This is a genomic window from Embleya scabrispora DSM 41855 (genome assembly GCF_000372745.1).
Classification (GTDB): domain Bacteria; phylum Actinomycetota; class Actinomycetes; order Streptomycetales; family Streptomycetaceae; genus Embleya; species Embleya scabrispora.
The window spans coordinates 1-24,336 of sequence record NZ_KB889669.1; the positions used below are offsets into that span (position 1 = coordinate 1).

28 protein-coding genes are annotated in these 24,336 nt (G+C 70.8%); 10 read left to right on the forward strand and 18 right to left on the reverse strand.

The window, feature by feature from the left end:
• Positions 1 to 83 precede the first annotated feature (83 nt).
• Complete coding sequence (locus A3IC_RS0122050; RefSeq protein WP_020552227.1) at positions 84 to 512, forward strand: PPOX class F420-dependent oxidoreductase; 429 nt, start codon at positions 84 to 86, stop codon at positions 510 to 512.
• A 77-nt stretch (positions 513 to 589) separates the two neighbouring features.
• Here the strand turns inward: A3IC_RS0122050 and A3IC_RS62510 are convergent, their stop codons facing one another.
• The 6 genes from A3IC_RS62510 to A3IC_RS0122080 all read right to left on the reverse strand — a co-directional run bounded on the left by A3IC_RS62510 (position 590) and on the right by A3IC_RS0122080 (position 6,383).
• Positions 590 to 1,873 carry a TQO small subunit DoxD gene (locus tag A3IC_RS62510; RefSeq protein ID WP_052173699.1) on the reverse strand — a complete coding sequence of 428 codons (1,284 nt, stop codon included), beginning with the start codon at positions 1,871 to 1,873 and terminating at the stop codon, positions 590 to 592.
• A gap of 83 nt (positions 1,874 to 1,956) precedes the next feature.
• Complete coding sequence (rlmB, locus tag A3IC_RS0122060; protein WP_020552229.1) at positions 1,957 to 2,934, reverse strand: 23S rRNA (guanosine(2251)-2'-O)-methyltransferase RlmB; 978 nt, start codon at positions 2,932 to 2,934, stop codon at positions 1,957 to 1,959.
• A gap of 135 nt (positions 2,935 to 3,069) precedes the next feature.
• A complete protein-coding gene (cysS, locus tag A3IC_RS0122065) occupies positions 3,070 to 4,479 on the reverse strand; it encodes a cysteine--tRNA ligase (protein WP_026218574.1) in 1,410 nt (469 codons plus the stop codon).
• A 79-nt stretch (positions 4,480 to 4,558) separates the two neighbouring features.
• Positions 4,559 to 5,056, reverse strand: a complete 498-nt coding sequence (gene ispF / locus A3IC_RS0122070) for a 2-C-methyl-D-erythritol 2,4-cyclodiphosphate synthase (protein ID WP_026218575.1) — start codon at positions 5,054 to 5,056, stop codon at positions 4,559 to 4,561.
• Positions 5,046 to 5,843, reverse strand: coding sequence for a 2-C-methyl-D-erythritol 4-phosphate cytidylyltransferase (gene ispD, locus A3IC_RS55830; protein WP_052173701.1), 798 nt, complete (start codon positions 5,841 to 5,843; stop codon positions 5,046 to 5,048). The genes ispF and ispD overlap by 11 nt, the downstream gene beginning before the upstream one ends.
• 57 nt (positions 5,844 to 5,900) lie before the next feature.
• Positions 5,901 to 6,383 (reverse strand): CarD family transcriptional regulator, encoded by a 483-nt coding sequence (locus tag A3IC_RS0122080; protein WP_020552233.1) that lies wholly within the window; start codon positions 6,381 to 6,383, stop codon positions 5,901 to 5,903.
• A gap of 386 nt (positions 6,384 to 6,769) precedes the next feature.
• On the opposite strand from A3IC_RS0122080, the gene A3IC_RS0122085 reads away from it, so the two are divergent.
• A complete protein-coding gene (locus tag A3IC_RS0122085) occupies positions 6,770 to 7,462 on the forward strand; it encodes a hypothetical protein (protein ID WP_020552234.1) in 693 nt (230 codons plus the stop codon).
• A 115-nt stretch (positions 7,463 to 7,577) separates the two neighbouring features.
• Here the strand turns inward: A3IC_RS0122085 and A3IC_RS0122090 are convergent, their stop codons facing one another.
• The 5 genes from A3IC_RS0122090 to mshA all read right to left on the reverse strand — a co-directional run bounded on the left by A3IC_RS0122090 (position 7,578) and on the right by mshA (position 12,437).
• Positions 7,578 to 8,258, reverse strand: a complete 681-nt coding sequence (locus tag A3IC_RS0122090; RefSeq protein WP_020552235.1) for a response regulator transcription factor — start codon at positions 8,256 to 8,258, stop codon at positions 7,578 to 7,580.
• Positions 8,255 to 9,445: a sensor histidine kinase gene (locus tag A3IC_RS0122095; RefSeq protein ID WP_079026596.1), complete on the reverse strand. Its 1,191-nt coding sequence runs from the start codon at positions 9,443 to 9,445 to the stop codon at positions 8,255 to 8,257. The genes A3IC_RS0122090 and A3IC_RS0122095 overlap by 4 nt, the downstream gene beginning before the upstream one ends.
• A gap of 353 nt (positions 9,446 to 9,798) precedes the next feature.
• Positions 9,799 to 10,557: a phosphoglyceromutase gene (locus tag A3IC_RS0122100; protein WP_020552237.1), complete on the reverse strand. Its 759-nt coding sequence runs from the start codon at positions 10,555 to 10,557 to the stop codon at positions 9,799 to 9,801.
• Positions 10,558 to 10,567: 10 nt separating this feature from the next.
• The gene (locus tag A3IC_RS0122105; protein WP_020552238.1) at positions 10,568 to 11,098 is read right to left on the reverse strand and encodes a type III secretion system chaperone family protein; all 531 of its coding nucleotides are present in this window, start codon (positions 11,096 to 11,098) and stop codon (positions 10,568 to 10,570) included.
• A 19-nt stretch (positions 11,099 to 11,117) separates the two neighbouring features.
• A complete protein-coding gene (gene mshA, locus A3IC_RS0122110) occupies positions 11,118 to 12,437 on the reverse strand; it encodes a D-inositol-3-phosphate glycosyltransferase (RefSeq protein ID WP_052173703.1) in 1,320 nt (439 codons plus the stop codon).
• 229 nt (positions 12,438 to 12,666) lie between these two features.
• Between mshA and A3IC_RS55835 the strand changes: the two genes are divergently transcribed.
• Both A3IC_RS55835 and A3IC_RS55840 read left to right on the forward strand, forming a co-directional pair.
• Entirely contained in the window at positions 12,667 to 13,551 is an 885-nt protein-coding gene (locus A3IC_RS55835; RefSeq protein WP_245599374.1) for a class I SAM-dependent methyltransferase, read from the forward strand.
• A gap of 287 nt (positions 13,552 to 13,838) precedes the next feature.
• On the forward strand, positions 13,839 to 15,209 hold the full coding sequence (locus A3IC_RS55840) for a C40 family peptidase (RefSeq protein ID WP_158696053.1): 1,371 nt from the start codon (positions 13,839 to 13,841) through the stop codon (positions 15,207 to 15,209).
• A 61-nt stretch (positions 15,210 to 15,270) separates the two neighbouring features.
• Here A3IC_RS55840 and A3IC_RS0122125 read toward each other — a convergent pair whose 3' ends face one another.
• Positions 15,271 to 15,786 (reverse strand): O-acetyl-ADP-ribose deacetylase, encoded by a 516-nt coding sequence (locus A3IC_RS0122125; protein ID WP_026218578.1) that lies wholly within the window; start codon positions 15,784 to 15,786, stop codon positions 15,271 to 15,273.
• Between the two features lie 61 nt (positions 15,787 to 15,847).
• Here A3IC_RS0122125 and A3IC_RS55845 point away from each other — a divergent pair, with 61 nt between their 5' ends.
• The 4 genes from A3IC_RS55845 to A3IC_RS0122145 all read left to right on the forward strand — a co-directional run bounded on the left by A3IC_RS55845 (position 15,848) and on the right by A3IC_RS0122145 (position 19,860).
• Entirely contained in the window at positions 15,848 to 16,312 is a 465-nt protein-coding gene (locus A3IC_RS55845) for a MarR family winged helix-turn-helix transcriptional regulator (protein WP_020552243.1), read from the forward strand.
• A 118-nt stretch (positions 16,313 to 16,430) separates the two neighbouring features.
• Positions 16,431 to 17,753, forward strand: a complete 1,323-nt coding sequence (locus A3IC_RS0122135) for a PP2C family protein-serine/threonine phosphatase (protein WP_106668973.1) — start codon at positions 16,431 to 16,433, stop codon at positions 17,751 to 17,753.
• A complete protein-coding gene (locus tag A3IC_RS0122140; protein WP_020552245.1) occupies positions 17,750 to 19,420 on the forward strand; it encodes a sensor histidine kinase in 1,671 nt (556 codons plus the stop codon). The genes A3IC_RS0122135 and A3IC_RS0122140 overlap by 4 nt, the downstream gene beginning before the upstream one ends.
• Positions 19,417 to 19,860 carry a response regulator gene (locus tag A3IC_RS0122145; protein ID WP_020552246.1) on the forward strand — a complete coding sequence of 148 codons (444 nt, stop codon included), beginning with the start codon at positions 19,417 to 19,419 and terminating at the stop codon, positions 19,858 to 19,860. The genes A3IC_RS0122140 and A3IC_RS0122145 overlap by 4 nt, the downstream gene beginning before the upstream one ends.
• A gap of 15 nt (positions 19,861 to 19,875) precedes the next feature.
• Here A3IC_RS0122145 and A3IC_RS0122150 read toward each other — a convergent pair whose 3' ends face one another.
• From A3IC_RS0122150 to A3IC_RS0122165, 4 genes are all read right to left on the reverse strand, one after another.
• Positions 19,876 to 20,196, reverse strand: a complete 321-nt coding sequence (locus tag A3IC_RS0122150) for a DUF2516 family protein (protein WP_026218579.1) — start codon at positions 20,194 to 20,196, stop codon at positions 19,876 to 19,878.
• Positions 20,197 to 20,388: 192 nt separating this feature from the next.
• Entirely contained in the window at positions 20,389 to 20,886 is a 498-nt protein-coding gene (locus A3IC_RS62515; protein ID WP_158696054.1) for a hypothetical protein, read from the reverse strand.
• Between the two features lie 15 nt (positions 20,887 to 20,901).
• Positions 20,902 to 21,336 (reverse strand): helix-turn-helix domain-containing protein, encoded by a 435-nt coding sequence (locus A3IC_RS55855; RefSeq protein WP_020552249.1) that lies wholly within the window; start codon positions 21,334 to 21,336, stop codon positions 20,902 to 20,904.
• 142 nt (positions 21,337 to 21,478) lie between these two features.
• Positions 21,479 to 22,000 (reverse strand): RsiG family protein, encoded by a 522-nt coding sequence (locus A3IC_RS0122165; RefSeq protein ID WP_020552250.1) that lies wholly within the window; start codon positions 21,998 to 22,000, stop codon positions 21,479 to 21,481.
• 82 nt (positions 22,001 to 22,082) lie between these two features.
• On the opposite strand from A3IC_RS0122165, the gene dtd reads away from it, so the two are divergent.
• Entirely contained in the window at positions 22,083 to 22,508 is a 426-nt protein-coding gene (dtd, locus tag A3IC_RS0122170) for a D-aminoacyl-tRNA deacylase (protein WP_020552251.1), read from the forward strand.
• A 120-nt stretch (positions 22,509 to 22,628) separates the two neighbouring features.
• The gene (locus A3IC_RS0122175; RefSeq protein ID WP_020552252.1) at positions 22,629 to 22,817 is read left to right on the forward strand and encodes a hypothetical protein; all 189 of its coding nucleotides are present in this window, start codon (positions 22,629 to 22,631) and stop codon (positions 22,815 to 22,817) included.
• 46 nt (positions 22,818 to 22,863) lie between these two features.
• On the opposite strand, the gene ygfZ is transcribed toward A3IC_RS0122175, so the two are convergent.
• Positions 22,864 to 23,814 (reverse strand): CAF17-like 4Fe-4S cluster assembly/insertion protein YgfZ, encoded by a 951-nt coding sequence (gene ygfZ, locus A3IC_RS0122180; protein WP_040877006.1) that lies wholly within the window; start codon positions 23,812 to 23,814, stop codon positions 22,864 to 22,866.
• A 46-nt stretch (positions 23,815 to 23,860) separates the two neighbouring features.
• The gene (locus A3IC_RS0122185) at positions 23,861 to 24,286 is read right to left on the reverse strand and encodes a Fur family transcriptional regulator (protein ID WP_020552254.1); all 426 of its coding nucleotides are present in this window, start codon (positions 24,284 to 24,286) and stop codon (positions 23,861 to 23,863) included.
• Between the last annotated feature and the right edge of the window lie 50 nt (positions 24,287 to 24,336).

Here is a 24,336-nt window from a genome sequence, read left to right on the forward strand (position 1 = left end):
GGAGGAGCGAAGCGGGGGAGCAAAAAAGTGGTGCCTCGCGAGCCGGCGACGAAGTCGCCCAACAAAGCAGCCAAACTCGGAGCATGGAACGCATGACCGAGACCCAATGGCGGGCCTTCCTCCTGGCCGGTCCCCGCACCGGGAAGCTTGCCACCGTACGCCCCGACGGCCGACCGCACGTGACGCCGATCTGGTTCGACCTCGACGATCGGGGGGACACCGTCGAACTCGTGTTCACCACGTTCGCGTCCTCGGTCAAGGGCCGCAATCTCGCCAACGATCCGCGCGTGAGCCTGTGCGTGGACGACGACCGGCCGCCGTACGCGTACGTCGTGGTCGAGGGCGAGGCCCGGATCTCGGCCGAACCGGACGACCTGAGGATCTGGCCGAGTCGGATCGCCGCGCGGTACATGGGCGCGGACAAGGTGATCGATCGCGAGCCGGTCGACGGCGAACAGGTCGTCCACGTGCACATCCACCACGTGGTCGCGGATCGGAACATCACCGGCTGAAACGACCGCGACGCGGCAGGACGTGCCGCAGGGCCCGCACATGGTGCGGGCCCTGCGGCACGTCGGACGTCCGGGGGTCAGCCGAGCAGGCCGCCCAGTGGCCTGCCGGCGCTGCCGGCGGGCCCGCGCGCGCCGCCGGGGGAACCGGCCGTCGAGCTCGTGGAGCCGGCCGATCCGGCGGCCGGCGTCGAGGGCCGGGCCGACTTCTTCTCCGTGCCGGCCTCCGGCGAGGCCGACTTGGCCTCGCCCGAGCCGGTCCTGGTGGTGGGCGAGGGAGTGGTCGTCGGGCGCGGCGTGCTCTGCGGCTGTGCGTTCTCCCTGCCCGGCACGGCCGCCGCCGAGGGCTCGGTCATCGGTGGACGCGGCTGGGTGGCCACCGCATCGCCGTGCTGCGCGGCCTCGGGAGCGACCGGGGCGGTGGAAGCGGTGGAGGTCGCGGGCTCCCGGTCGACGATCCGGCCGGTGTCCGACTCGTCGAGGTGCCGGTGACCGCCGCCGAGCAACGAGCCCGCGAGCAGCGTCGTACCGACCCCGGCGCAGGCGAGCATCGAGCCGTAGCCGAGCTTGCGCCGCCGGGCCCGTACGGGAGTGATGATCGGGCCGCGCCAGGTGCGCAAGGACAACCACGCGTCAGCCGAGTACATCGGCGCTCCCGCCAGCGCCAACGGGCTGAACGCGGCCAGAAACACCACGTAGGGCGCGTGATAGGGCGAGGAGCCGGTGCCCACCGCGATCAGCACGCCCAGCGAAAGCAGCATGCCGAGCAGACCCGCGAGCCGGGTCCACAGCCCCAGCACGACCGCGAAGCCGACCACCACCTGCCCGAACGCGAACAGCAGGCCGGCCCCGATCGCGTGGTCGGCGGCCAGGTCCATCACCGACGGCGACAGGCTGCCGTCCCGCAGCACCCCGATGCGATGCCCGAACGAGTCGGTCGAACCCGGGTCCAGGAAGCCCGGTGCGTAGAGCTTGCGCAGCCCCTCGACGAGGAACGCCCCGCCCAGGAACAGCCGCAGCGGCAACAGCACCGTGCCGCCCTGGAGGGTCGCCCGGCGCCCGTGCGCCGGCGTCGCGGTGCCGTCCCGCTCGCGCCCGGCGCCCGGGTCGCGACGCGCGGGCGGCACCCGCCGCCGGGAGCCGTCGTCCCGGATCGCCGGCAACCGCGTGGTGACGTCGTCCGCCGGCCCACGCGCTCCGGGCACGGGTCTGCCGGCGCCGCCGGTCCCGGGACCGGCGATCACCACTCGCAGGGTCTTCGAAGGGGTGGCGACCGACGCCGGATCGCCGGGGTCGCGCACTGCCGAGGGCGAGGGCAACAGCCCGACAGCACCGCCGAAGCTGCCTTCCGTTCTGGTGTCCACGCATCAATAACCGCGCGAGGTCCCCCGAGGATGCGGTCCTTCGCGTATTACCCGATGCGGGGCCGGCCGGCCCCCGCGTAGCGCTACACTGCGCGGCGCCTGGCCACCTCGTAGAGCACGATGCTCGCCGCGACACCCGCGTTGAGCGACTCGTTGCCGCCCGCCATCGGGATCCGCACGGTGATGTCGCAGGTCTCCTGGACCAGCCGGCCCAGGCCCTTGCCCTCGGAACCGACGACCACCACGATCGGGTCGGTCGCCGCCGCCAACTCCTCCAGCGAGATGTCGCCGTCGGCGGCGAGGCCGACCACGGTCAGGCCCGCCTTCTTGTACGCCTCCAAGGCGCGGGTGAGGTTGGCCGCCCGAGCCACCGGCACCCGTGTGGCCGCACCCGCCGAGGACTTCCAGGCGCCCGCGGTCATTCCGGCCGCACGCCGCTCCGGCACGACCACGCCGTGACCGCCGAAGGCGGCCGCGGAGCGGATCACCGCGCCCAGGTTGCGCGGGTCGGTGACGCTGTCGAGCGCGACGATGATCGGCGTCTCGCCCCGGTCGTGCGCCTCGACCACCAGGTCGTCCGGATGCGCGTACTCGTACGGCGGCATCTGCAGGACCAGACCCTGGTGGATCGCGCCGTCGGTCATCCGGTCCAGCTCGGGACGCGGGATCTCCATCAGCGGGATGCCCCGGACGTTGGCGATCTTCATCGCCTCGCGCACCCGGTCGTCGCTGTCGATGTACTGCGCGATGAACAACGACGTGGCCGGCGCCTCGGCGCGCAGCACCTCGAGCACCGAGTTGCGGCCCGCGACCAGCTCGTTCGAACTCTTGCCGCCGCGCCCGGGACGGCCGCCGGGGGCCCGGCGGGCGGCCGGCGCGGCGGCCTTGCGCTTGGCCGCGGCGTTGGCGGCACGCTGCTTGGCGTGCCCCTTGCGCATCTCCGCGGGCGGGGTCGGCCCCTTGCCCTTGAGCGCCCGGCGGCTGTGCCCACCAGTACCGACCGAGGGCCCCTTCTTGCTTCCCTCGTTGCGCTTGTTACGGCGCTCCGTGTTGCCGGCCATGACGGGTACATCCCTTCGTTGCGATCCCGGCCGCTCCGGAGGGCGACCGCCACTACAACCGTACGGCCGGCCCGCCACCTCGTGGCGATCCGGCCGTACGGCACGTTCTCGTCGGGCGCTGGGGCCCTTGCCTGCTCAGTCCCGGTGCAGCGTCCACCGGGGGCCGTTGGGGGTGTCCTCCACCACGATCCCGGCAGCCGTGAGGCTGTCCCGGACCGCGTCCGCCGCGGCGTAGTCCTTACGGGCCCGCGCCGCTTCGCGCTGCTGGAGGGCGAGCTTGACCAGGTGGTCGACCACCCCGCGCAGCTCGTCCGAACGGCCGGCCGAGGCGCCCGCCGTCCACTGCTGTGACAGCGGGTCCATGCCGAGCACGCCCAGCATCGCCCGGATGTCCGCCGCATGCCGCACGACGGCGTCCTTGTCGCCCGCCGCCAGTGCGGTGTTGCCGTCGCGCACGGTGTTGTGCACGACCGCCATCGCCTGCGGCACGCCCAGGTCGTCGTCCATCGCCGCCGCGAACACCGCCGGCACCCGCGCCGCCGGTTCGATCACCCCGGTTTGCTCGCCCGCGCGCTCCAGGAAACCCTCGATCCGCCCGAACGAGACCTCGGCCTCGCGCAGGGCCTCCTCGCTGTACTCGATCATCGACCGGTAGTGCGGGGTGGCCAGGTAGTACCGCAGGACCAGCGGCGACCAACGCTTGAGCATCTCCGTCACGAGCACGGAGTTCCCCAGCGACTTGCTCATCTTCTCACCGCTGAGGGTGACCCAGGCGTTGTGCATCCAGTAGTTGGCGAACGGGTCGCCCGCCGCCTTGGACTGGGCGATCTCGTTCTCATGGTGCGGGAACACCAGATCCAGCCCGCCGCCGTGGATGTCGAACGCGGGACCCAGGTACTTGTGCGCCATCGCGGAGCACTCCAGGTGCCACCCGGGACGACCGAGCCCCCACGGCGTCTCCCACGAGGGCTCGCCGGGCTTGGCCGACTTCCACAGCGCGAAGTCGCGCCGATCCCGCTTGCCCGCCGCCCCCGCACCCGCGTCCTCCGCCTCGCGCATCGCGTCGGGCTTCTGCCCGGAGAGCGCGCCGTAGGCGGGAAACGAGGACACGTCGAAGTAGACGTCGCCACCGGACGGGTAGGCGTGTCCGGTCGCGATCAGCCGCTCCATCATCGCGATCATCTCGGGGATGTGCCCGGTCGCCCGGGGCTCCACCGTCGAGGGCAGGCAGCCGAGCGCGGTGTAGGCGTCCGCGAAGGCGCGCTCGTTGGTCTGGGCGAGCTGCCAGTGCGGAATCTCCTGCGCGCAGGACTTCGCGATGATCTTGTCGTCGATGTCCGTGACGTTGCGGCAGAACACGACGTCGTTGCCGCGGTGGGCGAACCACCGGCGCAGCACGTCGAAGTTCAGCCCCGATCGGATGTGCCCGATGTGCGGCGGCGCCTGCACGGTGGCACCACACAAGTAGATCGAGACCTGTCCCTCGACAAGCGGCACGAAGTCCCGGACCGTGCGGGTGCTGGTGTCGTACAGGCGCATGCTCACACGCGCAAGCTTAGAGCGTCGCGGCGGCGTGGCGTTCCCCGTTATCCCTCGGTTCGGACAACGATCATCGCCGGTGGACTCAGGTCGCCACCACGAGCGCGGTGGCGATCGCGGCCACTCCCTCGGCCCGCCCGGTCAGGCCGAGTCCGTCGGTGGTGGTGCCCGACACCGACACCGGCGCGCCGACCGCGGCCGACAGGGCGGCCTCGGCCTCGGCCCGGCGCCGGCCCACCTTCGGCCGTACCCCGATCACCTGCACCGCGACGTTGCCGATCTCGAACCCGGCCGCGCGCACCAGCCGCGCCGCCTCGGTCAGCAGGGTCACCCCGGACGCCCCCGACCACTGTGGCCGCGAGGTGCCGAAGTGCGCGCCCAGGTCACCGATCCCGGCCGCCGAGAACAGCGCGTCGCACGCGGCGTGCGCGACCACGTCGGCGTCCGAGTGGCCGGCCAGCCCGGTCTCCCCGGGCCAGTGCAGACCGGCCACCCACAACTCGCGGCCCTCCTCGAAGGCGTGCACGTCCACCCCGATGCCGGTGCGGGGCAGCACGACACGGGGAGTGTGTTCACCGGGCAACGTCGATCTCCGTACTCTCCGCGCCGATCGCCGGCTCGTCCCCCGCCTGCGCGCGGCGGGCCAGGAGCGCGCCGGCGAGCAACAGGTCGAACGGACGGGTCACCTTGAACGCCTCTTCGGAACCGGGCACCACCACGACCGTGCCGCCGAGGCGTTCGACCATGCCCGCATCGTCGGTCGCACCCTCCCCGCCGAACCCGCCGGCCTCGGCGTGCGCGCGCGCCAATACGGCGCGGCGAAAGCCCTGCGGGGTCTGCACGGCGCGCAGCAGCGACCGGTCGACGGTGCGCACCACCGTCTCCGCGCCGTCGGCCGAGGCAACCTCTTTGACCGTGTCCACCACGGGCAACGCGGGCACCACCGCGTCGGCCCCGTCGGCGACGGCGGCGATCACCGCCTCCACCACTTCGGCCGGCACGAACGGCCGCGCGGCGTCGTGCACGAGCACGACGTCGTACTCGGGCGACACGGCAGCGAGCGCCAATCGCACCGATTCCTGGCGTGTCGCACCGCCTGCGACCACCCGTACGGGTGATTTCGCCGGCAAATGCGCACGCAAGAGATCCCGGACACCGGCGACACCGTCCGGCGGTGCGGCGACCACGACCGCGGTTACCCCGCGGGCGGCCAACAGCGACCGGACGGCGTGCACCAGCATCGGGATGTCCCCAAGCTCACGCAACGCCTTGGGCGCACCGGGACCGAGCCGTTCACCACGCCCTGCAGCGGGCACAAGGACCGCAGCGTTCAACGAAGTCCCCTCAAACCACCCGGGCGCCGACGCCACATGGCGTCGACACCGCACCGGCGGATTCGTCCGTCATCGACGGGCGGATCCTACGGCTCAGGAAGCCAGAACCTCGTCGAGGATGGCCTCGGCCTTGTCCTCGTTCGTGTTCTCGGCGAGCGCCAACTCGCTCACCAAGATCTGCCGAGCCTTCGCCAGCATGCGCTTTTCGCCTGCCGACAGGCCGCGGTCACGCTCGCGGCGCCATAGATCGCGCACGACCTCCGCGACCTTGATAACGTCACCGGAAGCGAGCTTTTCCAAGTTCGCCTTGTAACGTCGTGACCAGTTCGTCGGTTCTTCGGTGTGCGGAGCGCGCAGCACCTCGAAGACGCGGTCGAGCCCTTCCTGGCCCACCACGTCCCGAACACCGACGAATTCCGCGTTGTCCGCAGGCACGCGGACGGTCAAATCACCCTGGGCGACCTTCAACACCAAATAGGTCTTGTCCACACCCTTGATCGTGCGCTGCTCGATCGCCTCGATCAGCGCGGCCCCGTGATGGGGGTAGACCACGGTGTCGCCAACCTTGAACGTCATGTGACAGGTACCCCTTCCGTGGCTTTCTAGGGTAACACGGGACACGCCCCTACTGAATGACGTTTGCGCAGGTCAGAGCCTTAGTCGGGGCTTGACAACGGGCCCGTGGCCGTGCTGGGACAGGGAACCCCACACCCGCAGGACTCGAACAAACAGGACATACAACTCCTCCCGGTCGCGAGCCGACCACTCTCCGACGACCCATATGTCACACGGGCCCCAGCGGTGTCGGTCCCTTGTTCGAGATCATCCGGCCGACTCGACCCGGTCGAAGCCGAGCGCCGGCGCGGTGAGCCGCGTACAAGTCGTCAGCGCGGGCTGAGTACGCTGTCCCCGGTCGTCCTGACCGGTCCTCGATCCAAGATCTTCAAGGAGATGCCGCCGCCGTGAGCCGCAGCCTTCGACGCGGCGCCCTCGCCGCCACCATCGCCGTCGTCCTTCCCCTGGCCGCGGGCTGCGCCAGTGGCAAGGACGCCGAGACCAACGAGATCAAGCCCGACACCGCCAGTACGGCGTTCGGCTCGCTCAAGATCCAGAACGTTCAGCTGGTGACGGGCGACCCGGGCAAGCACCTGGTCGCGCTCGGTGGTGCGCTGTTCAACGAGGGCACCAAGCCCGAGACGATCACCAAGGTGACGGTCGACGGCGCGGGTCAGGCTCTGGGCGGTCCGCTGACCATCCCGGCCGGCGGCGCCGTGTACATGGTCAACCCGCCCAAGGACGTGGCGCCGGACAGCCCGCTGGGCAAGACCTTCCTCGGCCCGCTGGTCTTCCCGGACGCCGCCAAGGTGGAGGCCGGCTCGTTCCGCCGGGTGACCTTCGCGTTCGGTACCGCCGGCGAGACCTCGCTGGACGTGTCGGTGCACTCGCCCACGAGCTACTACGCGCAGCTCAAGCCGACCCCGGCGTTCACCCCGCCGCCGCCGGCCCCGCCGACCTCGGCGGCACCGGTCACGGGCGCCGCCACCGTGCCTCCCGCCAACAGCACGGGCAACGCGACGACGCCCGCGACGGGCAACACCGGTGCGGCCGGCAGCACGCCGCCGCGCAACAGCTCGTCGGCCCCGGCCGGCGGCTGACCGCACCCGGCATCCGCGCGACGGACACATACGACGGCGCCCGCGCCACCCACCGTTGTCCGGTGGGTGGCACGGGCGCCGTCGTATGCAAGAGGCGGTGCCGCCCCCGGCCCGATCAGGGCTCGAACTTGTACCCGAGACCGCGCACCGTGACCAGGTAGCGCGGGGCGCCCGGGTCCGGCTCGATCTTGGCGCGCAGCCGCTTCACGTGCACGTCGAGCGTCTTGGTGTCGCCCACGTAGCCGACACCCCACACCCGGTCGATCAGCTGCATCCGGGTCAGCACCCGGCCGGCGTTGCGCAGCAGCACTTCGAGCAGGTCGAACTCCTTGAGCGGGAGGTCGATCCGCCGACCCTCCACGGTGACCCGATGCGCCTCCACGTCGAGCCGCACCGGCCCGGCCTCGATCGCCCGGGGCTCGTCGGTGGGTTCGCCGCCCTGGCGCCGCAGCACGGCGCGGATCCGGGCGATCAGCTCGCGCGTGGAATACGGCTTGGTGACGTAGTCGTCGGCGCCGATCTCCAGACCGACGACCTTGTCCACCTCGCTGTCCTTGGCCGTCACCATGATGACCGGCACGTTGGACTTGGCCCTGAGCCCGCGAAACACCTCCGTGCCGGGCAGGCCGGGCAGCATCAGGTCGAGCAGCACCAGGTCGGCGCCGCCCTGGTCGAACAGCTCCAGGGCCTCGGGTCCGGTGGCGGCGACGGCCACCTCGAAGCCTTCCTTGCGAAGCATGTACGACAGCGCGTCGCTGAAGGACTCTTCATCTTCGACGACGAGCACACGGGTCATCGTGAAGCCTCCATGGATGGGGTCGACGATGTCATCGACATCGATTGAGAGGTACTGGACTTGAAGGGCAGCACCAGGGTGAAGGTGGATCCCACACCCTCCAGGCTGCGCACGGTTACCTCTCCCCCGTGGCCCGCCGCGATGTGCTTGACGATGGACAGACCCAAGCCGGTACCGCCGGTGGCCCGCGAACGGGCCGGATCGACGCGGTAGAACCGCTCGAAAATTCGGTCCAGGTCGCGCTGGGGAATGCCCAGCCCCTGGTCGGAAACGGTGATGACGGCCATCCGCGCCTCGGCTCTGACCTCGATGTCGACCCTCGTCCGCGCGGGACTGTAATTGACCGCGTTCTCCACGAGGTTGCCCAGTGCCATCACCAGTTGATTGTGGTCCCCCGGCACGATCAGCTCGCGATCTCCGCCGATCGCCAGGGTGATCTGCTTGGATTCGGCGGCCTGTCGGCAGCGGTCGGCGGCCTCGGCCACCAACTCGTCGAGCGGCACCGGGCCCACGTGATGCAGCGGATGATCGTTTTGCACCCGGGACAGATCGATCAGCTCCTGCACAAGGTTGGTCAGCCGGGCCGACTCGATCTGCATGCGACCCGCGAAGCGGATGATCGCCTCGGGGTCGTCGCTGGCGTCCATGACCGCCTCGGCCAGCAACGACAGCGCACCGACCGGGGTCTTGAGCTCGTGGCTCACGTTGGCCACGAAGTCGCGGCGCACCGCGTCCACCCGGCGGGCCTCGGTACGGTCCTCGACCAGCAGCAGCACCAGCCGCGACCCCAGCGGCGCGACCCGGGCGGACACCTCGAACTCGTGCGCCTCCCCGTCGGCGCGGGCCAACAACAGATCCCGCTGCCTTATCTCGCCGTCGCGTCTGGTCTCCTTCGCCATCGCGAGCAGATCGGCGGGCACCAGTTGGTCCCCGCGGACCAGGCCGAACTTGTAAGCCGCCGAACTCGCCTTCACGACGGTGTCGAACTCGTCCAGGACCACCGCCGAGGAGCGCAGCACGGACAGCACCGTGGCCACTCCGGGCGGCAGCGACGGGGCCGCGGCAGCCGCCGCGGCCGTGCCTCTGCCCTGGGCCCGCTCACTCCAGCGGAAGGCCAGGGTGCCGGCCACACCCACGGCCAATCCGGATACAGCGGCCAAAGCGGCAGCAGCAACGTTCACGTCCACATGTTCCAGGGTAGAGCTGCTCCGAACGGGTGAAACCGTCCAGAGGGTCCATCGTGCAGATCTTCATGTGTCGTTCATCCGTGCGCCACGCCTGTCACCGGTGATCGTTCGGAGGTCGTCATGCCCGACCCGCAGACCCCACCCCAGCCGCAGGCCCCCACGCCGGGCTGCAACTGCCCGTCCAGCTGCGGCTGTGGCTGTAAGTCCGGTTCCGCATGCAATTGTGGGGGCAGTTGCGGTCGCTGAACCGGCGCTCGGGTCCACGAGCCCGGCGCGCGCGGGGCGCCCGACCCCTTCCGTGACAGGTGGGCGCCCCGTGCGGAGCCGATGGGATGTTCACCCGATGTTCGTACCTACTTGCGGCCCTGGTTCTTGACCGCCTCGATCGCGGCCGCGGCCGCCTCCGGGTCGAGGTAGCGCCCGCCCGGGGTGAGCGGGCGCAGGTTCGCGTCCAGCTCGTACAGCAGCGGGATGCCGGTGGGGATGTTCAGACCCGCGATGTCGGCGTCCGAGACCTTGTCCAGGTGCTTGACCAGGGCGCGCAGCGAATTGCCGTGCGCGGCGACCAGGACGGTGTCGCCGGCGAGCAGGTCCGGCACGATCGCGTCGTACCAGTACGGGAGCATGCGCTCGACGACGTCCTTGAGGCACTCGGTGCGCGGCCGGATCTCCTGCGGCAGCGACGCGTACCGGCGGTCGGCGAACTGCGAGTACTCGTCGTCGTCCGCGAGCGGCGGCGGCGGGGTGTCGTAGGAGCGACGCCAGAGCATGAACTGCTCCTCGCCGAACTCCTCCAGGGTCTGCTTCTTGTCCTTGCCCTGGAGGGCACCGTAGTGCCGCTCGTTGAGCCGCCACGAGCGACGCACGGGCAGCCAGTTCAGGTCGGCCACGTCCAGCGCGAGCTGGGCGGTGCGGATCGCGCGGCGCTGCAGCGAGGTGTGCAGAACGTCCGGCAGCACGCCCGCGTCGAGCAACAATTGCCCGCCGCGCGCGGCCTCCTTCTCACCCTTTTCGGTCAGGTCGACATCGACCCAGCCGGTGAAAAGTCCGGCTTCGTTCCACTTGCTTTCGCCATGCCGCAGAAGGATCAGTTTGTAGAGAGCATCAGCCATGCCCAGGAGCCTAATCCAGGCGATCGGAGCGGTTCTCCGGGGCCGCGAAGCGGGCGAAGGCTTCCAGGTTCTTCAGGGATTCGCCGCGTTCGACGCGCCAGTCCCATTCGCGGCGGATCGAGGCGGCGAAGCCGATCTCCAGGAGCGTGTTGAAGCTGTCGTCGGCGGCCTGGAGCACCACGCCCAGAATCCGGTCCACCTCGTCGACGCTGACCGCGGCCAGCGGCAGCCGGCCGTTCAGGTACACGTCGCCGAGGTTGTCGACGGCGAAGGCAACGCCGTACATCCGCACGTTGCGCTCGAGGAGCCAGCGGTAGAAGGCCGCGTGGTTCTCGTCCGCGTGCCGGATCACGAACGCGCTCACCGCCAGGGTGTGTGCGCCCACCGTGAGCGAGACCGCGGTCTTGAGCTTGCGCGTGCCCGGCAGCACCGCGACGAACGTGGTCGGCGCGGGCTGCTCCCATTCGATGCCGGCGTCCTTCAGGGCCGCGCGGACGGTCTCCGCGGCCCGATCCTTCTCGGCTTCCACGACCCACCCCATTCGTCTCGACGCCTCGACGCTACTGCCCGCCCACGACCCGCCCACGCGGGGCCGCGCTGCGGGCCAGCGTGTCGGCGTAGACCTCGGCCATCGAGGCGGCCGCCGAGGACCATCCGAAGGCCGCCGCGTGCCGGATCGCACCGTCGGAGTAGTCCTCGCGCAGTCGGGGCGCGCGGATCAGATCGCGCAGGGCCAGGCCGTAGTCCACCGGGTTGTGGCCGCGGACCAGGGTGCCGGAGACGCCGTCGCGCACGGCGGTGGGCAGGCCGCCGACCGCCGCCGCGACCACGGGGGTTCCGCACGCCTGGGCCTCGATGGCCACCAGGCCGAAGGACTCGTTGTAGGAGGGCACCACCGCGACGGTGGCCGCGCGGTACCAGTCCGCCAGCACGTCCTGGCGGACCGGCCGCTGGAATCGGACCACGTCGTGGATGCCCAGTGTCGCGGCCAGCTTGTGCAGGTGTTCCGGCGCCGCCATGCCGTTGCCGCTGGGGCCGCCGACCACCGCGACCACGAGCGAGTCGCGCAGCGCGGGATCGGCCTGCAACAGGTGGGCGATCGCGTACAGCAGCACGTCGGGGGCCTTGAGCGGCTGGATGCGACCGGCGAACAGGATCACCGTGGCGTCCACCGGCACCCCCAGCCGGCGGCGCGCGTCGGCCATGTCACCGGGGCGGAACGTCTCCAGGTCCACGCCGGGGTTGACCACCGCGACCTGCTCGGGGGCCGCGTCGTAGAGGTCGATCAGTTGATCGGCCTCCTCGATCGTGTTGGCCACCAGCCGGTCCGCCGCCTCGACCACCTGGGACTCGCCGATCACCCGGGCCCGGGGTTCGGGGGCGTCGCCGCCCGCCAGCGAGGCGTTCTTGACCTTGGCCATCGTGTGCATGGTGTGCACCAGCGGCACACCCCACCGTTCCTTGGCCAGCCAGCCGACCTGGCCGGAGAGCCAGTAGTGCGAGTGCACGAGGTCGTAATGCCCGGGGTCGCGCATCGCCTCGGTGCGCAGCACCCCGGAGGTGAACGCGCACAGCTGAGCCGGCAGGTCCTCCTTGGACAGGCCCTCGTACGGTCCGGCGGTGACGTGCCGGACCAGGACCCCCGGTGCCATCTCGACCACCGGCGGCAGGTCGCTGCCGGTGGCGCGGGTGAATATCTCCACCTCGATGCCGAGCGCGGCCAGCCGCTTGCTCAGTTCGACGATGTACACGTTCATGCCACCGGCGTCGCCGGTGCCGGGTTGATGCAGCGGGGAGGTGTGAACGCTCAGCGTCGCGATTCGACGAGGTGCCCCCCGGCGCGCTCCCAATGTGATCGCGCGCTGGACGTGGTGGCTCACTCGTTGACCTCCCAGGCCGGCCCCGTGTCGTGCTGTCCGGTGTACAGAGCTACCACGTGTACACAGAGCTACCAGTTGTACAGAGCTACTACCGATCGTGTCGGCCGCCCGTCCATCGTCGCCGGCCCAACTCAAGGACCAACCCATCGTGGTGGAAGGGGATTCCCCGGCGGAGTGTGATCCGGACCGCTCGCGGGGGCCGGTGGAGGCGTTCCCTTACCCTGCGAGCATGGGTACGCGCGGCATGTCGGGATTGGGCACCCCGGGAGCGGGCGGTAGAGCCGCGTCCCGGACGCGACCCAGCGGGGTGATCACCCGGGGCACCACCAACGCGAACCGGCTGCGCCGGGTGGACCGGTGGTTGACCGGGGTGCACGGGCGACTGCTGCGCGGCGCGGCCGATCCGCTGGTGGTCGACGTGGGCTACGGCGCGTCGCCGGTGACCACGCTGGAAATGCTTCGCCGGCTGCGCACGGTGCGCGCCGACGTCGCGGTGGTCGGGTTCGAGATCGATCCGGAGCGAGTCGCCGCGGCGCTTGCCCATGCCGAGGGCGGGCTGAGCTTCGCCCGCGGCGGGTTCGAGGTGCCGCTGCCGGCCGGTCGGTCGGCGACCGCGATTCGGGCGTTCAACGTGCTCCGGCAGTACGACGAGGACGCGGTGCCGGCGGCCTGGGCCCGGATGTGCGCGCGGCTGGCCCCGAACGGGGTGCTCGTCGAGGGCACGTGCGACGAGTTGGGCCGGCGGGCGGTGTGGCTGGGCATCGGGTCGGACGCGCGGCCGCGCACGGTCACCTTCGCCACCCGATTGGCCGGCTTCGGGCGCCCGTCCGAGTTGGCCGAGCGGCTGCCGAAGGCATTGATCCACCGCAACGTGCCGGGCGAGCCGGTGCACGCGTTCCTGGCGGCGTTCGACCGGGCCTGGGATCTGCACGCGCCGCTGGCCGCGTTCGGCGCCCGCCAGCGCTGGCTCGCGGCGACCGACACCCTGGCCCGGGACTGGCCGGTATGCGATCGGCCGGCCCGTCGGCGGCAGGGCGAGGTGACCGTGGCGTGGTCGGCGGTGGCCCCGCGCGGGGCCGAGATATCGGCCGGCGTCATTGATACATTCCGGTGACTCGTGTCCGATCCGGAACGGCGCATGAAATCTTGAGCACACCACGTTCACTTGACCGTGGTTCAACTCGGCGTGTCATCCGTGAATAGCATGATTAGTCCGTTCCGATAACCGGACGATCGCGAATTCTCCTCTGCCCATCGTCGCCGGAACATGCAAGGATCCGACGCTGAGTCGGTCCTCGGGAACTGCCGTCCGAGAGCACCGATTCCGGTTCGAATCGACGTCGTCGGATGGAATCGGCCCGTACGTCGCAGGCGAGCATCGAGTTCCGAAAGGGCGAAAGCATGGTGAAACTCGGGGGCCGAATCGGCCTGCGAACCCGGGCTGTGACCAGCTGTGGCGCGGCGCTGTTGTGCGCGGTCCTGTTCGGCGGCAACGCGTGGGCGGACCCCGGCGTCCCGCCCGTACCGCCGGCGAATACCGCGATCACCTCCGTGCAGGACCTGCTGGCCGCCCAGGCCCGGGTGCAGGAGTTGTACCGCCAGGCCGAGCAGGCCACCGAGCGCTTCAACGCCACCACCGAACAGCTCGCCCGCACGCAGGTCAAGGTCAACGACGTGAACGCGGGCGTGGTGTGGGCCCGGCAGAACGTCGACAAGGCCAAGGAAGACCTCGGCCGGCTGGCCCGGTTGCAGTACACCACCCGCGGGATGGACCCGCTGCTCACCCTGATGTTGTCCTCGAACCCGCAGGGCTTTTTGCGCGACGCGCCGGCATACGAGCACATCTCGCAGACGCAACTGGACACCATCACCCGGGCCAAGCAGGCCGAACTCCAGCTCACCGCGATGCAAAAGAGCGCGGACACCCAGCTCGCCGAGAGCCGTCGGCTCGAGCAGGAGGCCGCCACCACCCGGACCGACATCCAGACCCGGATCGCCGAGGCCGAGAAGATACTGGCGGGCCTGACTCCCGAGCAGCTCGCCGAACTGGCCCGGATGGAGGCGCTGTCCGCGGAGGCCGGCCAGGCCCAGCTGAACACCCTGATCGGCAAGCCGGACCAACAGACCACCCCCAAGGCCGCGTTGGCCATCGCGTTCGCGATCGACAAGATCGGCAAGCCCTACATCTGGGGCGGCGTGGGGCCGGTGGGTTACGACTGCTCCGGCCTGACCTCGAAGGCGTGGGCGTTCGCGGGCGTGCCGATCCGCCGCACCTCCCAGGAACAGTGGGCGTCGCTGCCGCGCGTGCCGGTCGCCGAGATGCGCCCGGGCGACCTGATCGTCTACTACTCCGACGCCAGCCACATCGGCATGTACCTGGGCAACGGCAAGATCGTGCACGCGCCTCGACCGGGCCGCACGATCACCGTGGCCAACGCCGGCTCGATGCCGATCCTCGGCGTGGTGCGTCCCGACGCGGGTGCGGGCACGGTGAACGCCCCGGCGATTCCCAACGTCCCGACCCCGCCGCCGGCCAAGCCACCGGTCACCCCGCCGGTCACCCCGCCGGTCACCCCGCCGGTGACGACACCGCCGGTCACGCCGCCGGTGACCACTCCGCCGGTCACGCCGCCGCCGACCACCGAGCCGCCCACGACGCCGCCGCCGAGTTCGAAGCCGCCCACCTCGACGCCGCCGTCCACCGGCACGCCGAGCACCTCGAAATCGGGCTCCGCGTCGGGCAGCGCCAAGGCCACCTCGACCGGCACCTGACGAGATCCGAACATGCGGGTGGGCCGGGCCTTCGGGTCCGGCCCACCCGCGTGTTCGGGGTTTACAGCGCCGCGAGCGCCTGCTCGAACGCCACGTACGCACGCGCCTCGAACAGCACGAAACACACCTGCGCCAACCCGGACGGCGTCGCCCGCACGGTCTCGACCGCGATCCGCGCCGCGTCCTCCAGCGGCCAGCCATAGGCACCCGCGGAGATCGCCGGGAACGCCGCCGAGGTCGCGCCGAGCTCGTCCGCCACCCGCAGCGCCTCGCGGTAGCAGGACGCCAACAGCTCGGACCGGTCCTCGGTGTGGCTGTACACCGGCCCCACCGTGTGCACGACCCACCGCGCCGGAAGCCGGCCCGCGGTCGTGGCCACCGCCGCGCCCGTCTTCAGGCCGCGGCCCAGCTTCGCCGCACGCAGCGCCCGGCACTCGGCCAGGATTTCCGGGCCACCCTTGCGGTGAATCGCCCCATCGACCCCTCCGCCGCCCATCAGGGACGAATTCGCCGCGTTCACGATCACGTCCGCGCGCTGCTCGGTGATGTCGCCGCGGACCAGCGTTATCGGTGTCATGGACATCAGCCTGCCGGCCCGAACGTGGCGCTCCCACTCGATTGGCCGGCACAGTGGTCGGATGTCCGTGGCCCGAGGAGAAGGGGACCTGCCCGCGGAGCTGCTCGATCGTGTGGACTCACTGTGCGAGTGGATGGCCGCGGTGCGCGCCCACGCACACGGCGATCTGGGCGGGCGGGTGTCGCCGTCCCAGCTGCGGGCCCTGCTCGTGATCGCCGGCCACGACGGCATCAACCTGAACATGTTGGCCGCCCGGCTGCGGGCCATCCCGTCCTCGGCGAGCCGGTTGTGCGACCGCTTGGAGGATGCCGGCCTGCTGGTGCGCGAGCTGAGCGCGACCGACCGCCGAGAGGTGGTGCTGCGGCTGGCGCCCGACGGGGTCGGGTTCGTGGAGGAGCTGCGATCGGCTCGACGACAGGCCCTGGCCAAAATCTTGATACATCTGGAGGCGGACGACCTGGACTCGCTCGTGCGGTCCCTCGCGGTGCTGCGCGACGCGGCACATCGGGCGGGCGGCCGGGATTAGGTCGGGCTCGGTTCGAGCCTCGTTCGGTTACCGCCTCACACCAGGCCGCGCTATCGTCCTTTTTCGATTGCCGAACGACAACGATTCGTGCGGCGACATCAATTCCGGAGGTGGTGGCGTGCGCCCCGCGTACGGCGGCGACGGCGGAGCGGTCGAACGGACCGACTACCGCGCGGTACCGGTGCCGGCTCCCTCGGCATCGGACCCGGCCGCCGCGTATCCGCTGCGCGTCCTGCTCATCGAGGACGACGCGGGGGACGCCTTCCTGGTCGAGGAACTGCTCGCGGACTCGCCGGATCCGATGGAGATCGTCTGGGCCCGGTCGATGGCCGAGGCCATGGTCAAGCTCGGCGAGGACATCGGCTGTGTCCTGTTGGACCTGGGGCTGCCCGACGCCGAGGGGCTCAACGGGCTGCACCGGCTGCTGCTGTTCGCGCCGCGGACGGCGGTGATCGTGCTCACCGGCCTGTCCGACGCACATCGCGGCTCGGCCGCGGTGGCCGCCGGCGCCCAGGACTACCTGGTCAAGCAGGAGATCGACGGCTCGTTGTTGTCCCGGGCGATCCGTTACGCCCTGGAGCGCAAGCGGGCCGACGAGTCGCAGCGCCGGTTGGTCGAGTCCGAGCTGCGCGCGCAGGAGAACGCCCGCCTGGAGCGCGGGCTGCTGCCCGCCCCGATCCTGCGTGACCCGTCGCTGGACTTTCGCGCGCGCTACCGACCCGGGCGACAGCGCGCGCTGCTCGGCGGGGACCTGTACGACGCGGTGCAGACCGCCGACGGGCGCGTGCACGTGATGATCGGCGACGTCTGCGGCCACGGCCCGGACGAGGCCGCGCTGGGGGTGAACCTGCGGATCGCCTGGCGATCGCTGATCTTCGCCGGTCTCACCGGCGGCGAGTTGCTCACCACGCTGGAGCGGATCTTCGAACACGAACGGCGCTCGGACGAGATGTTCGCCACGTTGTGCATGACCATCATCGAGCCCGACCGGCGGCGCGGCCGGGTCTACCTCGCGGGCCATCCCGCCCCGCTCCTGCTCACGCCCAAGGGCATCGCGCCGCTGTCCGAGAGCGCCACCGGCCCGGCGCTGGGCCTGTTCCCGGACGGCCGATGGAGCCACGAGTCGATGGAGCTGGGCACGGACTGGTCGCTGCTCCTGTACACCGACGGGCTGATCGAGGGCCGGATCGGCCCGGGCCCGGAGCGACTGGGCACCGACGGCCTGCTGCCGCTGATCGGCCGGCTGCTGGCGGCCGGCCATTCCGGCTACGACCTGATCGATTCGGCGGTCGCCGCGGTGGAAGACCTGCACGGGGGCAGTCTCAACGACGACGTGGCGGTATTGCTGCTGCGGCACGACCCGGAGCGCCCGCTGTACGGGGTGCAGGGCGAACATCCGGTGCTGCCGGGCCAGACGACGGGTGAGGACGATACGGCGTGAGCGAAGACCGCACGCGGGAGCGACAGGGCGGGCCGCGCATGCGCCAGGTCGTCGCCTTGGGCTTGGGCCTGCTCGCGCTGGTGATCGTGATTTCCGCGGTGGTCGGCGCGCTGGCGATATCCCGGCTGAACGACTCTCGGCACACCGTGCTCGACCGCCTGGAACCGGCCGCGAACTCCGCGTTGCGGCTGGAGAACGCGCTGATCGACCAGGAGACCGGAGTCCGGGGCTGGATCATCAGCGGCGACCCGAGCTTCCGCGAGCCGTATGCGCAGGGCCGGGTCGAGGAGGACCGGGCGTACGCGAGCCTGGAGCGGTTGTTGCCGGACTCGGCGAAGGGTGCCCGGCTGCGGGCCGACCTGGCCGAGGTCGGCGCCCGGGCGCGAGCCTGGCGCTCGGCCTACGCGGAACCCGCGCTCGCCGACCGGGCGGCCACCGCCGCGGGCGCGATGCCCGATCAGGGCAAGCAACTGTTCGACGCGGTGCGGGCGGCGACCGCGGCCCAGCAGGCCGATCTGGGCCGCGAGCGGGCCGAGGCCCGGGACGAACTCGCGAGCGACGCGACCATGTTGACCGCGACGCTGATCGCGGTGGCCGCACTGTTCGCCGCGCTGGTCCTGCTGATAGCGCTGCTGTTTCGGCGAATGGTCACCCGCCCGCTGGAGCACCTGGGCGAGCAGGTCCGCCAGGTCACCGAGGGCCGTTACGGCCAGGTGCTGACCGGCCGGGGACCGGCCGAGATCATCGCGCTCGCCCACGACGTGAACTCGATGCGCGACCGGATCGTGGAGGAGTTGCACAGCACCGAGGCGGCCCGGGCGCTGGTCGACGAGCAGGCCGAGGATCTGCGTCGATCCAACGCCGAGTTGGAGCAGTTCGCCTACGTGGCCTCGCACGACCTGCAGGAGCCGCTGCGCAAGGTGGCCAGCTTCTGCCAGCTCCTGGAGAAGCGGTACAAGGGCCAACTGGACGAGCGCGCCGACCAGTACATCGCGTTCGCGGTGGACGGCGCCAAGCGCATGCAGACGCTGATCAACGATCTGCTCGCGTTCTCCCGGGTGGGCCGGTTGGACACCGAGCAGGGCGACGTCGACATGCGGGAGTGCCTGGAGCACGCGCTGCACGCGCTGGCCGTCGCGCGCGAGGAGGGCGGCGCGCAGATCACCGCCGACCCGCTGCCCACCGTGCCCGGCGACGGGCTGCTGCTGGGCCAGTTGGTGCAGAACCTGGTCGGCAACGCGATCAAGTTCCACGCCGAGGAGGTCCCGCGCGTACATCTGGGGGTTCGCTGGGACGGCGAGCAGTGGGAGTTCTCCTGCGCCGACAACGGCATCGGGATCGAACCGCAGTACGCCGACCGGATCTTCGTGATCTTCCAGCGGTTGCACCCCAAGGACGCCTACAGCGGTACCGGTATCGGCCTGGCGATGTGCAAGAAGATCGTGGAGTACCACGGCGGCCGGATCTGGCTGGACGCCGAGGTCACCGGCGGCACCACGATTCGCTGGACCCTGCCCGGCCCGCCGCCCGCCGCACTGCCGGAGCCGCGCGCTTGGGCAACGGCCCCGGACATGCCGGAGTCGGCACAGGGTCGGGAACCGAAGACGTCCGAGCCGCAGTCCCGGGGACCGGCCGAAGAAGAAGCGGTACGAGGGAGCAACGCATGACCCATCCTGTCGCGGGAGCCATCGAGGTCCTGTTGGTCGAGGACGACCCGGGCGATGTCCTGATGACGCGCGAGGCGTTCGAGGACAACAAGGTGCGCAACACCCTGCATGTGGTCAGCGACGGCGTCGAGGCGGTGGCATTTTTGCGGCGCGAGGGCAAGTACGCCGACGCGCCCCGCCCGGACCTGATCCTGTTGGACCTCAACCTGCCGCGCAAGGACGGCCGGGAGGTGCTGGAGGAGATCAAGGCGGACGAGGATCTGCGCCGGATCCCGGTGGTGGTGCTGACCACGTCCGAGGCCGAGGAGGACGTGCTGCGCAGCTACCACCTGCACGCGAACGCCTATGTCACCAAGCCGGTGGACTTCGAGCAGTTCATCAACGTGGTGCGGCACATCGACGAGTTCTTCGTCTCGGTGGTCAAGCTGCCCACCCGCTGAGCGCGGCGAAGCGGTTCACCGGGGGCCGTACGGCCCCATGTTGCGACCGCCTCCGCGGCCGCCGGCGACCTCCTTGAGCGCGGGCCGCACGTCGACGAGGTAGACGATCGCCGCGACCAGGCCGGCGAGCATGAGCATCAGGCCCAGGCCGGTGGGCAGCACGTCGACCACGACCGCGACGCCCAGCAGGATCAGCCAGAAGGACTTCTTCTTCTTGTCCGCCGCGCGGTACGCGTCCTCGCGCCGGAAGGCGGCGTCGAACAGGCAGAACACCTTGAGCAGCAAAATGCCGAGGAAGAGCCAGGTCAGCACCTGGTCGAACTTGGCCGTCAGCAGACCATCGGCCATGGCCAGTTCCATCGATCCTCCTCTGCGCGGCCGCCGCGTGCCGCCACGTCGTGCGGGCTTCCAGTCTGGCATGCCCGGCGCCGCACCCGGCGACTTTCCCTGCGCCGCCGCGCCCGGCACGACGCAGGTGCCGCCTCGGGGGTCACCGAGGCGGCACCTGACGGATCGATGTGCCGAGGATCAGCCGTGCGAGCCGCCGGCCGGCTTGTTGCCCGAGTCGCCGACCTTGCGGGCGGCCTGTTCGACGGCGCCGGCCGCCGCGTCCGCCGCCTTGCCGGCGGCGGTGGCCGCCGCCTTGGCCTGGATCTTGGCATTGGCCGCCCCGCGCTTGGTGGCGGTCGTGGCCGCCTTGGCCTTGCTCTCGGTCGTCCGCACGGCCACCTTGGCCTGCTTGGTGCTCTCCTGCCGGTCGACCCGCTTGACCAGCTTCTCGCCGCGTGCGGCGAGGTCCTCGTAGAGCTCCTTGGCCTTGTCCACCTGGGACTTGGCGAAGGTCTGGGTGCGGTCGGGGAGCGTCTGGAGGCGCTCGCGAAGCACCTTGGGGTCGGTGACGACCTCGGCCCGGAAGCGCTCGGGCAGCTCCCGCAGCTTCTCCACCACCAGGTCGCCGGCGCCGGCGACGGCGTACAGCGGGGTGGAGTCGGTCAGGGTCTTCTTCAGTTCCGTGGCGATAGCCATGGTGTTCATTCCCAACTACTCGAGATAGGTGTCGGTTACGGCCCGGCCGGCCTTGCCGTTCTCGGTTCCGTCGGCGGCGCCCCGCTCGTCGCGCACGGCGCCGTCCTGCGCGTTCTCCTTGCGGAATGCCTCGTAGATCTCGATGAGGACCCGCTTCTGGCGGTCGTTGATCGCCGGATCCGCCATGATCGCGGTGCGCACCTCACGGTCACCCTCCTCGCGTTCGTCGAGGATGCCCGCCTGCACATACAGCGTCTCGGCCGAGATGCGCAGCGCCTTGGCGATCTGTTGCAGGATCTCCGCGCTCGGCCGCCGCAGACCGCGCTCGATCTGGCTCAGATAGGGGTTCGAGACCCCGGCCGCCTCGGCGAGTTGCCGAAGCGAATATTGCGCGTTGCGGCGCTGCTCCCGGATGTACTCACCCAGCGAACCGACGTTCAGACCAGCCATGGCTCCAGCATGCACACACCATGCTTGCTATTGCAAGCACAGTGCTAGCAGCCGTATGCGAAGAGGCGACGAACGGGTGAAATCGGTCGGGGCGATCGGATCGGACAGGTACCGTCGAGGCGGTCGCCGACCCGACAGCAGGTCATCTGCCCGACAGCAGGTCATCCACCTTCGCCTCGCCCTCGCGGTAGCGGCGGGTGATCTCGGCGGCACAATCGTCGGCGGTGCGCTGGAGGCGATGCCGACGCGAGGACACCTCCTGCTCGTGGGCGCCGAGCTTGTCCAGCGCCTCGCCCAGCTCCGCGTCGGTATGCGCGGCCAGGTCGGACAGGCCCACGTCGGCGAGCAGTTGCTCGATCCAGCTGCGGTAGCGATCGGTGCGCGGCGGCTGGACGTTGACGTGCCGCGCGCCGCGGGTGGGCGGTCTGGACTCGGACAGGATCTCGGGCAGCCGGCCCACCACCGGCGAGGTCGGCTCGGCGCCGTCCCGGCCGGCTCGCCGGGCCAGTTCGGCGCGCAGGATGTCGATCCGCCCCTGGAGCAGCCTCCGCAGATAGGACAGATCGTTCTCCTCGCGCTGGGCGTCGCGCATCAGTTCGCGAACCCGACTCAGCGTGAGTGCGCGGATGGCCTCCGGGGCCACTCCGTCGGGAAGATCCACCATGAGACGCATCGTGTCATGTCGGGCAGACCACCGCGTGCCACATGGCGCGGAATCGGTCCGGACGGGTGTGCAGAATGGGCCCATGCGTGCCGTCCTGCAGGTCGTGACCGAAGCATCCGTGACCGTCGAGGGGGAGGTGGTCGGCTCGATCGTGGGCCCGGGCCTGTGCGTCCTGGTCGGCGTGACGCACACCGACACTCCCGAGATCGCCCGCCGACTGGCCGCCAAGTTGTGGAGCCTGCGCGTCTTGGACGGCGAGAAATCCTGCTCGGACCTGTCCGCGCCGCTGCTGGTGATCAGCCAGTTCACCCTGTACGGCGACGCCCGCAAGGGTCGTCGGCCGACCTGGAACGAGGCCGCGCCGGGCCCGGTCGCCGAACCCCTGGTGGCCGAGGTCGTCGCGGCGCTGCGCGCGCTCGGTGCCGAGGTGGCCACCGGCGTCTTCGGTGCCGACATGAAGGTCGCGCTCGTCAACGACGGCCCGATGACCCTCGTCGTGGACATGTGAACCGGGGGCGGATGCGAGATCCCGCCCGGGATTCACCGGTTCCGGGGGTTCTCCCCATGTTCCGCGGCGGAACGGGGAAGGAGAATGGGCGTCGGGTACACCGACCGAAGGGGTTGGACCATGTCGCACCGCGGGCCGTACATCGCGGCCGGGATCGTCATCGCAATCATCGCGCTGATCGTGCTGCCCTCGTGGATCGCCTGGACCATCGTGGCGGTCGCGATCGGCCTGCCGGTCGTCGCCTACTTCGCCCTGGACCGCTCGCAGCGGCGGCGTCTGCACCGCATCCGCCGCCGCGAGATCCGCTAGGTCGAGGCCGGGGCCGGGTCGAAGAGCCCGCGCGCGGGCCCCGAACTCACGCGGGAACCACGACCTCCTGGGTCGCCGGCACACCGCCGGCCAAGAGTTCGGCGTCCACCGCGGTGTTGCGCTTGATCAGCGCCAGCGCGATCGGGCCGAGTTCGTGGTGGCGCACCGAGCTGGTGACAAAGCCGACCTGACGACCCGCGAGTTCGACCGGTGCCCCGTGCTCGGGCAGCGCCTCCGGGGTGCCGTCCAGGTGCAGGAAGACCAGCCGGCGCGGCGGTCGACCCAGGTTGTGTACGCGCGCGACCGTCTCCTGGCCCCGGTAGCAGCCCTTGTCCAGGTGCACCGCGGTGTCGATCAGGCCCAGCTCGTGCACGATCGTGCGGTGATCGGTCTCCAGGCCCAGTCGAGGCCGGTACGCCGCGATCCGCAGCGCCTCGTAGGCCCACATGCCCGCCGGGTGCGCGTGCTCTCGCCCGTACCGCTCGAGCCGCTCGCGCGGCAGGAACAACTCGCGCCCGTACGCGGTCTCGCGCACCAGCACGTCCTCGGGGGTGTCGCCGCCCGTGCCCGCTTCGTGCACGATCGCGAAGTCGGCGGACACGTCCGCGACCTCCACCCGCAGCATGAAGCGCATCCGGTCCAGGAACTCGACCAGGGCCGGCGCCTCACCGGGCTCCAGGTGGGCCCAGAACGCCTCGCCGTCGTCCACCCCGTACAGCGCGTGCTCGATGTGCCCGTGCGGGCTCAGCACGAGGGTCAGCGTCGCCTCGTGCGGCTTCAGCCCGGTCAGGTGTTGCGTGGTCAGCGAGTGCAGCCAGCTCAGCCGGTCCGGACCGCTCACCTTGATCACGTCGTGGTGCGAGAGGTCGACGAAGCCCTCGCCCGCTTCCAGCCGACGTTGTTCACGCAGGGGGTCGCCGTAGTGCGCGGCGACGCCGGCGTCGGGGGCTTCCGCGGCGACCGCGCCGGGCAGGGACAACAAAGGGCTCGTGGACATGTCCCCACAGTACGAGACCGGCTCGGCCGACACCGCTGCCGCTGCCTCAGCGAAGCCGGGCGGCGGTGCACTCGGCGCAGCGGCCGAAGATCGCAAAGTGCGCGAGGTCGATGTCGAAACCGTGCTCGGCGCGCAGCCGCTCGCCCATCGCGGCGGCGACCTCGGTGCCCACCTCGATCACCCGCCGGCAGTCCCGGCAGACCAGGTGCAGATGGCCGCCGACGTCGGCCGGGTGGTAGGTCGGCGCACCGTGGCCCAGGTGGGTGTGGGTGACCAGGTCGAGCTGTTCGAGCAGTTCGAGGGTGCGGTAGACGGTCGAGATGTTGATCCCGCCGGCGGTCTTGTGCACCTCGACCAGGATCTCGTCCGGCGTCGCGTGGCCCAGGGTGTTCACCGCTTCGAGGACGAGTTGGCGTTGCGGCGTGAGCCGGTAGCCCTTCTCCCGAAGTTCGTGCTTCCAGTCAGTGCTCACGAACGGAAGTTTACGAGGGCGGACCGGTCCCCGGGGTCACTCGACGCGGT

Coding starts and splice junctions, on each gene's coding strand:
- A3IC_RS0122050 (WP_020552227.1), top strand. CDS start 84: ATGGAACGCATGACCGAGACCCAATGGCGGGCCTTCCTCCTGGCCGGT.
- rlmB (WP_020552229.1), bottom strand. CDS start 2,934: ATGGCCGGCAACACGGAGCGCCGTAACAAGCGCAACGAGGGAAGCAAG.
- A3IC_RS0122080 (WP_020552233.1), bottom strand. CDS start 6,383: ATGACGTTCAAGGTTGGCGACACCGTGGTCTACCCCCATCACGGGGCC.
- A3IC_RS0122090 (WP_020552235.1), bottom strand. CDS start 8,258: ATGACCCGTGTGCTCGTCGTCGAAGATGAAGAGTCCTTCAGCGACGCG.
- A3IC_RS0122100 (WP_020552237.1), bottom strand. CDS start 10,557: ATGGCTGATGCTCTCTACAAACTGATCCTTCTGCGGCATGGCGAAAGC.
- A3IC_RS0122105 (WP_020552238.1), bottom strand. CDS start 11,098: ATGGGGTGGGTCGTGGAAGCCGAGAAGGATCGGGCCGCGGAGACCGTC.
- A3IC_RS55835 (WP_245599374.1), top strand. CDS start 12,667: ATGGGTACGCGCGGCATGTCGGGATTGGGCACCCCGGGAGCGGGCGGT.
- A3IC_RS55840 (WP_158696053.1), top strand. CDS start 13,839: ATGGTGAAACTCGGGGGCCGAATCGGCCTGCGAACCCGGGCTGTGACC.
- A3IC_RS0122125 (WP_026218578.1), bottom strand. CDS start 15,786: ATGACACCGATAACGCTGGTCCGCGGCGACATCACCGAGCAGCGCGCG.
- A3IC_RS55845 (WP_020552243.1), top strand. CDS start 15,848: ATGTCCGTGGCCCGAGGAGAAGGGGACCTGCCCGCGGAGCTGCTCGAT.
- A3IC_RS0122145 (WP_020552246.1), top strand. CDS start 19,417: ATGACCCATCCTGTCGCGGGAGCCATCGAGGTCCTGTTGGTCGAGGAC.
- A3IC_RS62515 (WP_158696054.1), bottom strand. CDS start 20,886: ATGGCTATCGCCACGGAACTGAAGAAGACCCTGACCGACTCCACCCCG.
- A3IC_RS55855 (WP_020552249.1), bottom strand. CDS start 21,336: ATGGCTGGTCTGAACGTCGGTTCGCTGGGTGAGTACATCCGGGAGCAG.
- A3IC_RS0122165 (WP_020552250.1), bottom strand. CDS start 22,000: ATGGTGGATCTTCCCGACGGAGTGGCCCCGGAGGCCATCCGCGCACTC.
- dtd (WP_020552251.1), top strand. CDS start 22,083: ATGCGTGCCGTCCTGCAGGTCGTGACCGAAGCATCCGTGACCGTCGAG.
- A3IC_RS0122175 (WP_020552252.1), top strand. CDS start 22,629: ATGTCGCACCGCGGGCCGTACATCGCGGCCGGGATCGTCATCGCAATC.
- ygfZ (WP_040877006.1), bottom strand. CDS start 23,814: ATGTCCACGAGCCCTTTGTTGTCCCTGCCCGGCGCGGTCGCCGCGGAA.